A 14,533-nucleotide genomic window follows, 5' to 3' on the forward strand; every position below is an offset into this window, starting at 1 on the left:
CACGCAGGTGGACTTCGTGCCTTCGTAGTCGTGACTTCAGTCGCCTGGTGGACCGGTGTGGAGAAACCCAGGAGTAACAAACATGGCGAAAGACAGCGGCATCACGCGCAGAGATTTCATGAAGGCGGCGGGTGCGGTATCGATAGGATTGGTACTCGGTACTCAGGGCGGCGCGCGAGCAGAAGGAGATCAGAAGATGGAGCGCCCGAACATACTCTGGATATGCACCGACCAGCAGCGGTACGACACGATCGCGTCGCTCGGCAACAAGCACATCCGCACGCCGAACCTCGACCGTCTGGCGTCGGAGGGCGTCGCGTTTACCCATGCGTTCTGCCAGAGCCCCGTCTGCACGCCGAGCAGGGCCTCGTTCCTGACCGGACGCTACCCCCGCGCCACGCGCGCCCGTCAGAACGGACAGAACATCCCCGCGGACGAGGTGCTCGTGACGAAGATGCTCGCCGACGCCGGCTACGACTGCGGGCTCTCCGGCAAGCTGCACATATCGGCGTGCAACGGACGGGTCGAGAGACGGATTGACGACGGATACCGGGTTTTCAACTGGAGCCACGGTCCCTCCGGGCACTGGAAGGACAACGACTACATCAAATGGCTGGAGTCAAAGGGTTACAAGTGGGACGATCTCTATCACCCCAAAGGTTACGCCTGGGCGGGCATACCGGCGGAACTTCATCAGACCAAATGGTGCGTGGACAAGGCGATCGAGTTCATAGAGGAGGACCGCAAGGGCCCGTGGCTGATGAGCGTCAACATCTATGCGCCGCACCATCCGTTCGACCCGCCGAAGGAGTACCTCGACCGCTACGATCCGGACGCACTGCCCGATTGCGACTACGTGGAGGGAGAGCTGGCGGACAAGCCGGCGTTCCAGCGCTCTGACCACGAAGGCTCCGACGGTCGGCCGCCGTTCAGCAAGATGACTCCCCGCGAACGACGTGAGATCAAGGCGGCGTACTACGCGATGATAGAGCACATAGACCACAATGTCGGCCGCATCCTCGAGATGCTCGACGACACCGGTCGGCGGAAGAATACCATCGTCATCTTTACCAGCGATCACGGTGAACTATTGGGCGACCACGGCGTCTTTCTCAAGGGACCCTACACCTACGACTGCTCGGTCCGTGTGCCGCTGATCATTTCGTGGCCGGGACACTTCGAGCAGGGCGTGAAGAGCGATGCCCTCGTGGAGCTGACGGACCTTGCGCCGACTCTGCTCGGCGTTGCCGGGATGCCTGTTCCCAGTCAAATGCAGGGTCGGCCGCTGACGGACCTGCTCACCGGCAAGATAGAGAAGCACAGAGACAGCGTGTTCTGCGAGTCATACAACAACGTGGTCGGCTCGAACAAGCCGGGCCTGCGTGTCTCGATGGTCCGCACGAGGACCCACAAGATCGCGGTCGTTCACGGAACGGGTGAGGGTGAGTTGTACGACCTCCAAGCCGACCCCGGCGAGCACGACAACCTCTGGTACAGCGAGGAGCACTCGGGGCTGAAGGCCGAGATGACGGCGCTCTGCTTCGACGCGAGCATCGCCACCATAGACCCGATCCCACCGAGGATCGCTCCTTGGTAGACGCTGGCGCGCGTTCATAGGAGGGGTTCTGCGATCCGTTAGGGTCGCTAACCCCGACATCGGGATTCGCGTTGTCATTCACCGACGCTAGATCCCTCCTACGCGTGGTGAAATGTGCAAGGAGCACGAACATGGCGAACCTGACTCGGCGTGAGTTCTTCAGGACGGCGGGGACGGCCGCTGCCGGGCTGGCGCTGACCGGCTTTGGCGTACTGCCGGCCGAGGCGGCGGAACAGCGGCCGAACATTCTCTTCGTCATCGCGGACGACTGGTCGTATCCTCATGCGGGAGCCTGCGGCGACAGGGTCGTCAAGACGCCGAACTTCGACCGCGTGGCGAGGGAGGGGGTCCTGTTCAACGACTCGTACTGCGCCGCCCCGACGTGTACCGCTTCCCGTGCGGGGATTCTCACCGGCCAGTGGGTGCATCGCCTGGACGAAGGGGCCAATCTGAACTGCTTCCTGCCGCGCCGGTTCGAGTGTTACACCGACATCCTCGAGGAGGCCGGGTACTCAGTCGGGCAGACCGGAAAGGCGTGGGGGCCTGGAACGCTGGAGGGAAGCGGTCGGATCCGCAATCCCGCAGGCCCCGGGTTCAAGGACTTTGCGGCGTTCCTCGACCAGGCGCCGAAGGACAAGCCGTTCTGCTTCTGGTTCGGCAGCACGAACCCCCACCGGCCCTATGAGCTGGGGACGGGCGCAAGATCCGGCATGAACGCTGAGGATGTGGCTGTCCCCGGGTTCCTGCCCGACACGCCGGAGGTCCGCAGCGACATCCTGGACTACTACTACGAGGTTCAACTCTTCGACCGGCAGCTTGGCGAGCAGCTTGCCGTCCTGGACGAGAGAGGCCTCGTCGAGAATACCATCGTAGTCGTGACCAGCGACAACGGCATGCCGTTCCCGCGCTCGAAGGCCAACGTCTACGACACAAGCTGCCACATGCCGCTCGCCGTCCGATGGCCTCAGAAGGTCAAGGGCGCGCGCAAGGTAGACGGTTTCGTGAGCCACACCGACTTCGCCCCCACGTTCCTGGAGGCTGCCGGGATCAAGCCGCGGTCGGACATGACCGGCAAGAGCCTGCTGGGCGTGCTGACCAGGGGCAGGTCGCCGGAACGGGACTGCATCTTCCTCGAGCGCGAGCGTCACGCTAATGTGCGCAAGGACAATGCGGCGTATCCGATGCGGGCCGTCCGCACGACGGAGTTCCATTACATCTGGAACCCCTTCCCCGAGCGATGGCCTGCGGGTGATCCGAAGGAGTATACCCCGAAGGCACTCGGGTTTGGGGACATAGACGGCAGCCCCACCAAGACGCTGGTAGTCACTGGGCATAGCGACGAGGGTGTCGCGAAGTACGCCCGACTGGCGATCGACAAGCGGCCGGAGGAGGAGCTCTACGACCTCAGGAAGGACCCCTGGCAGATCGAGAACGTCGCCGACAAGCCCGAGTATGCCGCGGCGAAGAAGGATATGCGAGCGCGTCTCGACAAGTGGATGAAGGAAACCGGCGATCCGCGGGCGGTTAACCCTCGTGACGAGCGGTGGGACAAGTATGGATACTCCGGGAGAAGAGCGCCTGTTCCGGCACAGAAGTAGAGGCATCGAGCCTCGATCGAGTATGACGGGAGGGGGGACAACGAGCATGAGCGGGACTACCAGAAGGGAGTTTATCAGGACGGCTGGGACGGCCGCTGCGGGACTGGCATTGTCCGGCTTCGGCGTGCTGCCGGCAGAGGGAGCGAAGGACGAGCGCCCGAACATCCTGTTCATCATCGCCGATGACTGGTCGTTCCCGCACGCGAGCATCCTGGGCGACAAGGTCCTGAAGACGCCGAACTTCGACAAGGTTGCGAGGGAAGGCGTGCTCTTCACCAACTCCCACTGCGCCGCACCGACTTGCACCGCGTCGAGGGGAGGAGTGCTGACCGGCCAGGCCATGCACCGTCTCGACGAGGGGGCGAACCTCTACTCCATGCTCCCGGGCAGGTTCCAAACGTACCCCGACATCCTTGAGAAGAACGGGTATTTCATCGGTCTGAACGGCAAGGGCTGGGGGCCGGGTCCGCTCGAGCCGGCGGGCCGGACGCGCAACCCGGCCGGGCCGGAGTTCAAGAACTTCAGGGAGTTCGTCGCCCAGGCCCCGAAGGACAAGCCGTTTTGCTTCTGGTTCGGCAGCAACTTCCCGCACCGGGACTATGACGGCGGCTCGGGCGCCCGGTCCGGGATGAAGCCCGAGGATGTCGAGGTGCCTCCGTTCTGGCCTGACGCCGATATCGTGCGGAACGATATCCTGGACTACTACCTGGAGGTCCAGCAGTTCGACGCGCAGGTCGGGGCGATCCTCAACAACCTTGAGATGTCCGGCCGCGCCGAAAACACGATCGTGGTCATCACGAGCGACAACGGCATGCCCTTCCCGAGGTCGAAGGCGAACCTCTACGATATCGGCACTCACATGCCTCTCGCGATCAGGTGGCCCGCGAAGGTCAAGGGTGGACGGAAGGTGGACGACCCCGTCAGCCACACGGACTTCGCGCCGACGTTCCTCGACGCGGCGGGGATCAAACCGCTCGACGACATGACCGGCGCCAGTTTGCTCGGGCTGCTCACCGAGGACAAGCCGCTCGGAAGGGACGCCGTTTTCATTGAACGGGAGCGGCACGTGAACTGTCGGAAGGGCGACCTCAGTTATCCGGCGCGGGCTGTCCGCACGAAGGACTACCTCTACATCCGTAACTTTAGGCCCGGGCTATGGCCCGCCGGCGACCCCGAGATGTGGGTGGCCGTCGGCCCGTTCGGCGACATGGACACGAGTCCCACCAAGTCCCTGCTGCTCGACAAGAGGGACGATCCCAAGATCAAGCCGTTCTTCGAGCTGGCGACCGCCATGCGTCCGGGGGAGGAGCTTTTCGATCTTAAGAATGACCGGTGGTGCATCAAGAACGTGGCTGCTGATCCGGCCTACGCCGACGCCAAGAAGATGCTTGCGGAGAAGCTGAAGGACTGGATGGCGAGGACCGCCGATCCGAGGGCAAAGGGCACCGAGGACCCGCGGTGGGACGACTATCCGTACGCCGGAGTGCTGGGCGAGTGGGTCATCAAGAAGCCGAAGGCCCCTTGAGTCCCGTATGTCCCGTGTGTCGCGGTCTGAGGGGAGAGAATACGCATGCCGTACAAGATGATTCAGGTCGGTACAGGAGGATTCGGGGGCTGGTGGTGCAGGAACTTCCTGCCGCCGAACGTCGAGGAGGGCCTCGTCGAGGTAGTCGCCGCGGTGGACACGAATCCCGAAGCCTTCGCTAACGCGAAGGAGGGCCTCGGCCTGCCGGACGACAAGCTCTACACCGACATCCGCAAGGCATTCGACGAGAACAAGGCCGATTTCTGCACAATCGTCGTGCCGCCGGCGTTCCACGAGCAGGTCGTGGACATCGCGCTTGATCACGACATGCACATCCTCTCCGAGAAGCCGATCGCCGACTCGCTCGAGGCGTCCGTCCGGATCGCGGACAAGGTAAGACGCGCCGGGAAGAAGATGGGCGTTACCATGAGCCACCGCTTCGACCAGGACAAGACCACCATGCGCCGGGAACTCCGCTCCGGGGAGCATGGGGCACTCGACTACCTGATCTGCCGGTTTACGCACGACTGCCGGCGGTTCGCGTCATGGGGCAAGTTCAGGCACGAGATCCCCGATGCGCTGATGGTCGAAGGCGCGGTTCACCACCTCGACATCATGGCCGACTTCGCAGGCGCGAAGTGCGATACGATCTACGCTCAGACCTGGAACCCGTCCTGGGGTGAGTTCGCCGGCGACTCCCAGGGCCTGGTGATCATGTCGTTCGAGAACAACACTCGTGGCTTCTACGAGGGCGCGAAGACGAACGCCGTCTGCCTGAACGGTTGGTCGAACGAGTATTTTCGCGCCGAGTGCGAGCTGTCCACGCTCATCCTGAGCCGACGCAAGCTGACGCGCTATGCCTACAAGCCGGACAAGGAGTGGGGCGAGGAGGATGTGGCGCACGAGATCCCGCTGATTGAGCAGCCGAAGTGGTCGAACACCTGGCTGATCGAGAAGTTCGTCCGCTGGCTCGACGGCGGTGAGCCGATGGAGACCAACGTCGAGGACAACCTGCAATCCATCGCGCTGATCTTCGCTGCGATCCGGAGCAGCCGCACCGGCCAGCCGGTCAAGGTGCAGGAACTGCTTGCCTCGGCGAAGTCAAGCAAACGATGAACGATCCCGGGCCGTCACGTCGGGAGGCCCCATGCACACCGAACTCCACAACCGCATCCTCGCCGAAGTCGAGAGGGTCTCGATCGTTGACACCCACGAGCACCTGACGCTGCCTTTCCAACTCGCGCGGATGGGCCGCATAGACTTCGGGCGCCTGTTCACTCACTATGCAAGCTGCGACCTGATCTCCGCCGGGATGTCTCCCCAGGAGATGGCGCAGGTCCAGAGGATGGACTCCGACCTCTCTCCAGCGGAGAAGTGGCGGCTAGTCGAGCCCTGGTATCGGCGCGCCTGGAACACCGGCTACTGCGAGTGCATCCGCATCGCCGTCCGGGACCTTTACGGGATAGAAGACCTCACGGACGACACCGTCGAGCCGCTGAGCGAGAAGATGAACGCCGCGCCGAGAGAGACCTGGACGCGCGAGGTCTTCGACCGCTCGGGGATTGACGTCGCGCTGGGCAACGTCTGGGACGGCAGCCCGGTATACCCCCGCACCGACTATCCCGACCTGTTTGTCTACGACATGGCCGACGACTTCACGCCGTTGGACTTCAGCTATCTGTCGAAAGACACCGACATGCCCGTGGGAAGCCTGCATGAGTACCTGTCGGTTATTGATCACTATTTCGAGCGGTATGCGTGTCAGGCATCGGCCCTCAAGATCGGTCGGGCCTACAATAGGACGCTTGCATTCCAGGACGTCTCGCGCGGTTGGGCCGAGCGGTCGTTCCTGCAGATCGTGAAGGGCCATCCGACGAATGCCGAGCGACGTTCGGTCGAGGATTTCATCGTCCACTACCTGATGACGAAATGCGAGGAGTATGAACTGCCCGTCAAGTTCCACACCGGCGTGCAGGAGGGCAACTGCAACGACATCAGGAACAGCCGGGCCGCGCTCCTCATCCCGCTGTTCATGAAGTACCCGAACGTGAAGTTCGACATCTACCACATCTCCTGGCCGTACACCGAGGAGTTGGCCAACATCTGCAAGAACTTCCCGAACGTCTGGATTGATTTCTGCTGGGCATGGATATTCAACCCGCCCGCCGCTCGAAGATATCTCTCCGACATGCTGGAGACAGTGCCGCTCACGAAGATTCACGGATTCGGCGGCGACTTCATCTTTGTCGAGGGTACGTACGGCCATTCCCGAATAGCCCGTCGGGGGATAGCCCGGGTGCTCTCGGACAAGGTTGCCGATGGACGCTTCAACGAGGAGTACGCCGTCTGGGCCGCCCAGCGCCTCCTCCGCGGGAACGCGCTCGAGAACTTCCGCGTAGAGGAGAAAAGGTCGCTGTAGGGGCGAAACATTGGCCCGTCGATCAGATACCGGTCTGCGGACCTGATCGCCAATGGTTCGCCCGGCGACTGTGCAGGACATCCGCCCTCCTCGCGAGAACAGTTTCATCACTGCGAGGAAATGAGGTCTTAACATGAGCAATACAATCCGCGTAACCGTCTGGAACGAGTTCCGGCACGAGAAGCATGCCGACCACCCGGCGAGCACGATCTATCCCGACGGCATGCACGAGGCCATCGCCGAGCACCTCCGCATGCAGCCCGATATGAAGGTCCGCACCGCCACGCTCGACGAGCCGGAGCACGGATTGACCGATGCCGTCCTCGCCGAGACCGACGTCATGACCTGGTGGGGGCACATGGCGCACGACGAGGTGGACGATTCCATCGTCGGCAAGGTTCAGCAGAGGGTCTGGGACGGAATGGGGTTGATAGTCCTCCACTCGGGCCACATGTCGAAGATATTCCAGCGGCTCATGGGCACGTTCTGCATGCTCAGATGGCGCGAGGCCGACGAGAAGGAACGCCTGTGGGTCATAGATCCGAGCCACCCCATCACCGAAGGCGTCGGCGAGTACTTCGAGCTTCCAGAGGAAGAAATGTACGGCGAGAGGTTCGACATCCCTCAGCCGGACGAACTGGTCTTTGTGAGCTGGTTCCAGGGCGGCGAGGTCTTCCGAAGCGGGTGCTGCTGGCATCGGGGTCGGGGCAAGGTCTTCTACTTCCGGCCCGGCCACGAGAGCTATCCGACCTACAAGGATCCGAACGTGCTGAAGGTTATCGAGAACGCCGTGCGATGGGCCGCGCCGGGGAACACCCCCGTCCCTACCTTCGGCAACTGCCCGCCGCTCGAACCACTGGGAACCTGATGGCTTCTGCCCGCGTCATTCCTGTTGACGGAGGCAAACGAAATGAGCAAGGGTTACGGGCTGTTTTTCGCGATTGCGATCCTGATCGTGATCGCCGCCGGGTTCGCATACATGGTTCAGAGCACGAATGCCCCGATGCCGGCGTCCGATTCGTGCGCTCCTGTCCCCTCAGGCGGCGGGTGAGGTCCGGCGACTCCGGAGGCCGGTCCGGCTTCCCCTCTTGCTTCGGATTTCACGCTCGAGTCGCTCGACGGCAAACAGGTCTCCCTGTCCGACTTTCGCGGTGGGATCGTGATACTGGATTTCTGGGCCACTTGGTGCGGCCCTTGCCAGAGGCTCGCTCCGATCCTCGCCGAGATCGAGGAGGAGTACTCCTCAAAGGGAGTCGCGGTCGTCGGGGTGAACCAGAGGGAGAGCGCCGGCACGGTTCGGAGTTTCGTGGAGAAACACGGCCTCAAGTCGTTGATGCTCCTCGACAAGAAGGGATCCGTGGGCGGAAACTACGGCGCTACGGGCTTGCCGACTCTGGTGATCGTGGACCAGGAGGGCAATGTCCGGGAGACGATTCGCGGGTTCTATCCGGAGATGAAGGATCGGATCGTCCAGGCAATCGAGCCGTTGCTGTAGCCGCATCTTTGGCGGGTGCGCCGGCATGAACCTGGAGGCTACCTCTTATCCGTCTCCCACGGGACGACGTCGCAGGTCTCCTGGTAGAACGTGAGCATCCGTTCCCTGAGCTTCAGCAGTTCGCCCGACAGCGACGGGTCGTCAATCTTGTTGTCGAGTTCCTGCGGGTCCTTGCGCAGGTCGTACAACTCGTCCGATTCATAGAGCCTGCGGACGTACTTGAACTCCTTCGTCCGGCACATCGTCGCCTTCGTGTGCTCCGGCCCCTCGCTCTGCTGGAGGTTCACGCGCGGCCAGTACATCCCCGTCGGTACCTGCGAACTCGAACTCTGGAGTTCCATGCAGTGTCGCTCCCCGTGCAGCCGCCCGCCCTCGCAGAAAACCGCGTCCCGATGCTCGTCGGTCTCGCCGGCTATGACCGGGAGCAGCGACCGGCCGAAATGCGTGTGCTTCGGTTCGATCCCGGTGAGCGCCTCGACCGTCGCCGGGAAGTCGATCAGCTCGACGAGGGCATCGCTCACGCGCGGCTTCACCTCGACCCCGGAAGGCGGCTTGATGATGAACGGCACCCGCGAGAGACAGTCTTCGAAGGTGTTCTGGTTCTTTTCCACCAAGCCGTAGTCGCCGGTGAAGTCCCCGTGGTCGCTGAACATGAAGACCGCCGTGTCGTCGTAGATGCCGGCTTCCTTGAGGGCGTCCATGACCATCCCGAACTGATGATCTACGCGGGCGCACATGCCGTAGTACGTCGCCCGAAGCTCCTTCCATCGGTCCTCAGTCCACGTATGGAGCTTCTGGCGCTCCCAGATGCCCTTCACAATGCTCGGCTTTCCCTTCCAGCCCTCGGGTGTCGGTGTGCGCTTCGGGAGCTTGCTGCGGTCTATCATGCTGTACCACGGCTCCTCGACCGCGTATGGGCAGTGAGGGTAGCTTAGAGGGAGGTAGATGCACAGCGGCTGATCCTCCGGACGATTGCGTATGAACTCGATCGCGCCGAGCACGTTGCCCCAGTCGTTATCGTAGTGCGATCCCTCGCCGGGAGTATCGAGCTTGCCGACGTAGAACGAGTAGTAGGTGTCGCCGCCCGGCTCGCCGCGCCATTGCTTCTGTCGGTCCAGACCCCGCCCGGCCTGAACGGGTCGCGTCGGTTTGTACTTCACCGTGCAGTACGGATCAACCGGAAGCTGGCCCGGCACGAGGTCGTTCTTGCCGCCCCACCAGACGAAGTACCCGTTGTCCTTGAGCGTCTTCAGGAGCACCGGCTCGTCCGCGTGCATCATGTGGTACATCGTCCGGTGGCCCCGGACGTGGGGATACCAGCCGCTCATGAACGAGCACCGGCTCGGCGTGCAGACGGGATTCTGGCAGAAGGCGTTCCGGAACGATACGGCGTCCGACTTGACGACCGCGTCCAGGTTCGGCGTAACAGCTCCCGGGTTGCCGATGTGTCCCAGCACGTCCCCCCGCCACGAGTCGGGGTTGAAGATGATGATATGAGGTTGCCTTGGCATAGACCTTCTCCTGTGCTTAGTGCTTGTACATGTTCACTCGTCCTGCAGTCGCCTGATTAGATCAAGCGCAATCAATAGGAGCAACAGGACCAGGGCGCTGATCAGGAGGACTAATCCTGTAATCCGCGATTGGAACCAGAGCGCTCTCGGCAGCCCACCAAAGTGTGTGATAGAGACCAGCCATGCCCCGAGAGCCATAGTTGTGAAGCCGGCGATCTGGAGCGACGGAAAGCGCTCGTTGGTCGAGCCTTTTCGACACGCTAGTACGGTCTTAACAGCATAGAAGGCGGAAAAGCAGCCACCCAGAAACTCAAAGATCGGCAGAAATCTGTACTCCATGCGCTATCATCCTAGCTGATCAGTGATCGCCCTTGCCGCTCGCATCCCCTCTGCGACGGCTTGGACGACGGTTGCGCCGCCGTTCACGATGTCGCCGCCCGCGTAGACCTTCGCTCGCGACGTCCGACCGCTCTCATCCACCTTGATCTTACCGCGCGCCAACTCCACGCCGGGGATGAGTCTTGCGATCTCTTCCGGGACGCTCTGCCCGAGCGCCTCCAGCACTAGGTCTACCTCCAGCAGTGATTCGCTGTCCGGCACTACCGCCGGTCGGCGTCTGCCCGACGCGTCCGGCTCGCCGAGCACCGTCCTTGCGATGCGGACGCCCTTCAGCCGATCGCCCTCGAACTCGTACCCCAGGGGCTGAGTCAGCATCAGGAAGTGGACGCCCAGGTTCAGCGCCTCGTCCCGTTCCGCGGGCCATGCCGGCATCTCGGCGAACGAGCGCCGGTAGACGAGGTAGACATCCCTCGCGCCGCCTTCGATCGCCTGGGTCGCGGCGTCGATCGCCGTGTTACCTCCGCCGAGCACCGCCACCCGCTCCGGCACGACTGCCTCGCCGTTCTTGCACTCCCACAGGAAGGCGACGGCATCGCGGACATAGCTGTTCCCCTTGACAAGGGGGACCGGCCTCTGGGCCGAGGGGGTCTGTGCGTCGTGGACCTCCCCCAGCCCCTCCTTATCAAGGAGGGGAGCTTCAGCCTCAAGTAATGTCGGCGACTTACCCAGTCCCATGCCGAGGAAGACCGCATCGTACTCCTTGACGAACGAGTCCAGGTTCCGTTCGGCCGTCAATCCGCGTCCGGCATGGAGCGTCATCCGGTCGCCCAGAACCGCCCGCCCCTCCGACTCGAGCAGATCAGCCGCGAGGCGCTTCGAGGGGATCGATGCCTCCGCCGTGCCGCCGATCGTCTCTCGTATGTCAAATACCTCCACCGAATGCCCGCGCTTGAGCAGCTCGGACGCGCAAGCGAGCCCCGCCGGTCCTGCGCCGATCACCGCGATCCGCCTGCCGGTCGGTCCCGCCTCCGTCGGGAGCGACGCCCAGCCCTTCTCCCGCGCGACACGAGTCACGTATGCCTGCAACTCGCGGACCGGCACCGGGTTCTGTGAGAAGGTGCTCTCGACGCAGTGACCCTCGCACTGGACCTCCGCCGGGCAGACGCACCCACACGTCTCCGGGAGCGCATTCCGTTCCCTCAGGATCTCGTACGACCGCCTGATGTCGCCATCGGCCAGCGCGTGGATAAAGCCGGGTATGTCCACTCCCGCCGGGCAGCCGTCCCTGCACTGCGGGTCAAAGCAGTCTCGGCACCGGGACGCCTGCGCCAGGATGTAATCGGGGCTGTTCCGCCGTCCCTCGCGGTATATCGGGCCGTAGACTTCCTTATCGAAAGGCACGCATCCCGCCGTCCCGCCGTCGCGCATGATCTGCGTGCACGACGAGCAGGTGATGCAGGTGTGTCGGATGTCGAGCTTGCCGGTCTCGATGATCTCTTTGGCAAACCCCGGGAATGCGAATGCCTGGCGGCCCAGGCCGACGATCTGCACGCTGCCGCGCCCGATCTCCGCCGCCGCAACATGGGGCCAGAGGTTCCGCAGCCAACTGTACCCGCTGCCGATGACGACCATCTCCGGCGCCCCCTCCCGGACCTCGCGGGTGAGGCTGATCAGCCGTTCCTCGCCTGCCAGCGGGTTCTCGCCCGGACGGTCGAAGCCGATGATAGGCGTGTCGTAAGGTCGGTTGACGTGCGGGTTGAAATACGGGTTGCCCATCGTGATGTCAACCAGCCGCACGCCCATGTCGTAGAGCTCGCGTATCAGCCGCTTCGGCTCGTCCAGGTTCGGCTTCATCGGCTCATCGGGGTCCATCCCCCAACCGTAGGGGTAGGGGTGCGCGTCGTGGATTCCGAGGCGGGTGGTGACGATCTTGTCGCGCCCGCACTCATCGAAGACCCGGCCGATGACGGTCTTGAGGAACCGCGTCCGGTTCTCGTAGCTGCCTCCGTACCTGCCATCCCTCGTATGCGACGCCAGGAGTTCGTTGATGAGGTACCGATGGCACGCCTTCACGTCCACCGCGTCGAATCCCGCCTCGAACGCGAGACGCGCCGCTTCGACGTACCGATCCTGCAGGGCGTCCAACTCGTCGTCCGTGATCACCGGCTGGTCGGGATGAGTGCCTCGGGTCGGGTCGAGCAGCGGGTCGTGCTGGGCGATGATCGGAGACGGCGACTTCCCCGGCTTGCTGTACCGGCCCGAGTGAGTGAGCTGGAGTACCGCGAACGGCCGATGGTTCGCTCCCATAGACTCGGCTGCGGCCTTGCGCGAGTCCTCTAGCAGGCGCGCGAACGAGTCCTTCGTCTCGGAGCGGATCCATAACTGTCGAGGGTTCGCCCGTCCCTCGGGCACGACCGCCGTCGCCTCGAACCAGAGCAGACCCGCGCCGCCCGCGCCGAACCGCCTGTACCGGCGGACAGTAAGCTCGTCGGGTGAGCCGTCGGCCTTCCCGTCACAGCCCTCCATCGGCTGGACTGCCATGGAGTTGGGGATGGTACGTCCCGCGACCTGCACGGGCCGCGCCAGGATCGAGGTATCTTCATCGACGGCCATGTCGAGGCCGAGCTGTTCGATCGCCGCCCGGAGTTCGTCCAGGCTCCTGTATCGGAATGGTGCGTGAGTCCCGCGGTCTGCCATCCGGTGAATCCTCCACGCCGAGTTTATCACATCCGGAGGCCGATTGTCTTGCCCGGGAGGGGAACACCGCTCCGTGATGGAACAGGACAACTGTACCCATCGGAAAGGAACATGCCACATGGACTTCAAGAAATTCGAGCAGCCGGATAGCATCCTCAGGCCGGCGCCGTTCTGGGCAATCAACGACCGCATCACACCCGAGGAGACCGCCCGCCAGATCAAGGAGATGATCGAGGTCGGGCTCTCCGGCGGATTCTTCCACTCCCGCGCCGGTTTGATCACTGATTACCTTGGCGACGAGTGGTTCGACAATCTGAACGCTGCCATCGACGTAGCCCGCGAGAAGGACGGCTACGTCTGGCTCTATGATGAGGACCTCTGGCCGAGTGGGAACGCGGGCGGCCAGGTCGCAGGCATGAAGGACGAGTACCGATCTGCCGCGCTTCAGGCCGAGTTCGTGCCCGCCGGACAGAAGCCGACCCCCGACGGCGACGACGAGCCGAAAGCCGCCTATGCCTTGGTCGGTCGAAAGGGGGCGAGCATCGAAGGCGCGAAGGTGATCTGCATCGACGAGGCCCGAGGCAACACCGGCATCGAGCGCCTCATCCTCCGCCGCTGGTACTCGCCCAAGATCCCCTGGTGGGGAGGCGAGTCGTACGCGAACCTGCTCAACCCGGACGCCATGCGCGAGTTCATCCGTTTGACCCATGAGACCTATAAGTCCCATCTGGGTTCCGAGTTCGGCAAGCGCATCCCCGGCATGTTCACCGACGAGCCGCACGTCCGCCAGACATCCGGCGGCACGGCATGGTGGGACGGCATACCCGAGGTCTACGCCGAGTGGCACGACCGAGACTTCTGGGCCGATGCGCCGTATCTCTTCTTCGACGGGCCGGACGCCCGCAAGATCAGGCTGCTCTTCCACCGCACGATCCTGCGCCAGTTCTCGGAGGCGTACAGCGAGCCGCTCTTCAAGTGGTGCGAGGCGAACGGCCTCGAGCACACCGGCCACTACCTGCTGGAGGACAACTTCGAGGGTCAGATCGCCTGCCAGGGCGGCGGCGTCATGTCGCTCTACCGATACCACCAGGCGCCGGGCATTGATCATCTCTGCCGCTGCACCGATCCGATGCTCCTTACGGCCAAGCAGGTCGGCTCGGCGGCCAGACAACTCGGTCGGAAGCGCGTGCTGACCGAGATCTTCGGATGCTCGCGGCACACCAACACCTTCGAGGACTTCAAGTGGATCGGCGACTACAACCTCGTGCTCGGCCCGAACTTCTTCTGCCCGCACCTGACCTGGTACTCGATGCGCGGCCGCCGGAAGCGCGACTATCCGCCGAACTGGAACT

11 protein-coding genes are annotated in these 14,533 nt (G+C 63.3%); 9 read left to right on the top strand and 2 right to left on the bottom strand.

The genetic code is table 11. The features are described 5' to 3' along the window. The first annotated feature begins 82 nt into the window (after positions 1 to 82). The 8 genes from KBC96_06760 (at position 83) to KBC96_06795 (ending at position 8,634) form a co-directional block, all read left to right on the top strand. Complete coding sequence (locus tag KBC96_06760; protein MBP6964090.1) at positions 83 to 1,597, top strand: sulfatase-like hydrolase/transferase; 1,515 nt, start codon at positions 83 to 85, stop codon at positions 1,595 to 1,597. Positions 1,598 to 1,728: 131 nt separating this feature from the next. Further along, positions 1,729 to 3,195 (top strand): sulfatase, encoded by a 1,467-nt coding sequence (locus tag KBC96_06765; protein ID MBP6964091.1) that lies wholly within the window; start codon positions 1,729 to 1,731, stop codon positions 3,193 to 3,195. Between the two features lie 46 nt (positions 3,196 to 3,241). Next, positions 3,242 to 4,720 (top strand): sulfatase, encoded by a 1,479-nt coding sequence (locus KBC96_06770; protein MBP6964092.1) that lies wholly within the window; start codon positions 3,242 to 3,244, stop codon positions 4,718 to 4,720. A 45-nt stretch (positions 4,721 to 4,765) separates the two neighbouring features. After that, positions 4,766 to 5,836, top strand: a complete 1,071-nt coding sequence (locus KBC96_06775) for a Gfo/Idh/MocA family oxidoreductase (protein ID MBP6964093.1) — start codon at positions 4,766 to 4,768, stop codon at positions 5,834 to 5,836. Positions 5,837 to 5,867: 31 nt separating this feature from the next. Beyond that, positions 5,868 to 7,139: an amidohydrolase family protein gene (locus KBC96_06780; GenBank protein MBP6964094.1), complete on the top strand. Its 1,272-nt coding sequence runs from the start codon at positions 5,868 to 5,870 to the stop codon at positions 7,137 to 7,139. A 133-nt stretch (positions 7,140 to 7,272) separates the two neighbouring features. Then, positions 7,273 to 8,007 (top strand): ThuA domain-containing protein, encoded by a 735-nt coding sequence (locus KBC96_06785; GenBank protein ID MBP6964095.1) that lies wholly within the window; start codon positions 7,273 to 7,275, stop codon positions 8,005 to 8,007. 42 nt (positions 8,008 to 8,049) lie between these two features. Continuing rightward, a complete protein-coding gene (locus KBC96_06790; protein MBP6964096.1) occupies positions 8,050 to 8,190 on the top strand; it encodes a hypothetical protein in 141 nt (46 codons plus the stop codon). Positions 8,191 to 8,274: 84 nt separating this feature from the next. Next, positions 8,275 to 8,634 carry a TlpA family protein disulfide reductase gene (locus tag KBC96_06795; protein MBP6964097.1) on the top strand — a complete coding sequence of 120 codons (360 nt, stop codon included), beginning with the start codon at positions 8,275 to 8,277 and terminating at the stop codon, positions 8,632 to 8,634. A 38-nt stretch (positions 8,635 to 8,672) separates the two neighbouring features. On the opposite strand, the gene KBC96_06800 is transcribed toward KBC96_06795, so the two are convergent. Both KBC96_06800 and KBC96_06805 read right to left on the bottom strand, forming a co-directional pair. After that, positions 8,673 to 10,145 carry a sulfatase-like hydrolase/transferase gene (locus tag KBC96_06800; protein MBP6964098.1) on the bottom strand — a complete coding sequence of 491 codons (1,473 nt, stop codon included), beginning with the start codon at positions 10,143 to 10,145 and terminating at the stop codon, positions 8,673 to 8,675. Between the two features lie 345 nt (positions 10,146 to 10,490). Then, entirely contained in the window at positions 10,491 to 13,181 is a 2,691-nt protein-coding gene (locus tag KBC96_06805; protein MBP6964099.1) for an FAD-dependent oxidoreductase, read from the bottom strand. Between the two features lie 118 nt (positions 13,182 to 13,299). Here KBC96_06805 and KBC96_06810 point away from each other — a divergent pair. Next, on the top strand, positions 13,300 to 14,533 hold a 1,234-nt coding region (locus tag KBC96_06810), incomplete at its 3' end, for a hypothetical protein (protein ID MBP6964100.1).

The sequence above is a fragment of the Armatimonadota bacterium genome (assembly GCA_017993055.1).
GTDB lineage: Bacteria > Armatimonadota > UBA5829 > DTJY01 > DTJY01 > JAGONM01.

Coding starts and splice junctions, on each gene's coding strand:
- KBC96_06790 (MBP6964096.1), top strand. CDS start 8,050: ATGAGCAAGGGTTACGGGCTGTTTTTCGCGATTGCGATCCTGATCGTG.
- KBC96_06800 (MBP6964098.1), bottom strand. CDS start 10,145: ATGCCAAGGCAACCTCATATCATCATCTTCAACCCCGACTCGTGGCGG.
- KBC96_06765 (MBP6964091.1), top strand. CDS start 1,729: ATGGCGAACCTGACTCGGCGTGAGTTCTTCAGGACGGCGGGGACGGCC.
- KBC96_06775 (MBP6964093.1), top strand. CDS start 4,766: ATGCCGTACAAGATGATTCAGGTCGGTACAGGAGGATTCGGGGGCTGG.
- KBC96_06785 (MBP6964095.1), top strand. CDS start 7,273: ATGAGCAATACAATCCGCGTAACCGTCTGGAACGAGTTCCGGCACGAG.
- KBC96_06760 (MBP6964090.1), top strand. CDS start 83: ATGGCGAAAGACAGCGGCATCACGCGCAGAGATTTCATGAAGGCGGCG.
- KBC96_06780 (MBP6964094.1), top strand. CDS start 5,868: ATGCACACCGAACTCCACAACCGCATCCTCGCCGAAGTCGAGAGGGTC.
- KBC96_06805 (MBP6964099.1), bottom strand. CDS start 13,181: ATGGCAGACCGCGGGACTCACGCACCATTCCGATACAGGAGCCTGGAC.
- KBC96_06770 (MBP6964092.1), top strand. CDS start 3,242: ATGAGCGGGACTACCAGAAGGGAGTTTATCAGGACGGCTGGGACGGCC.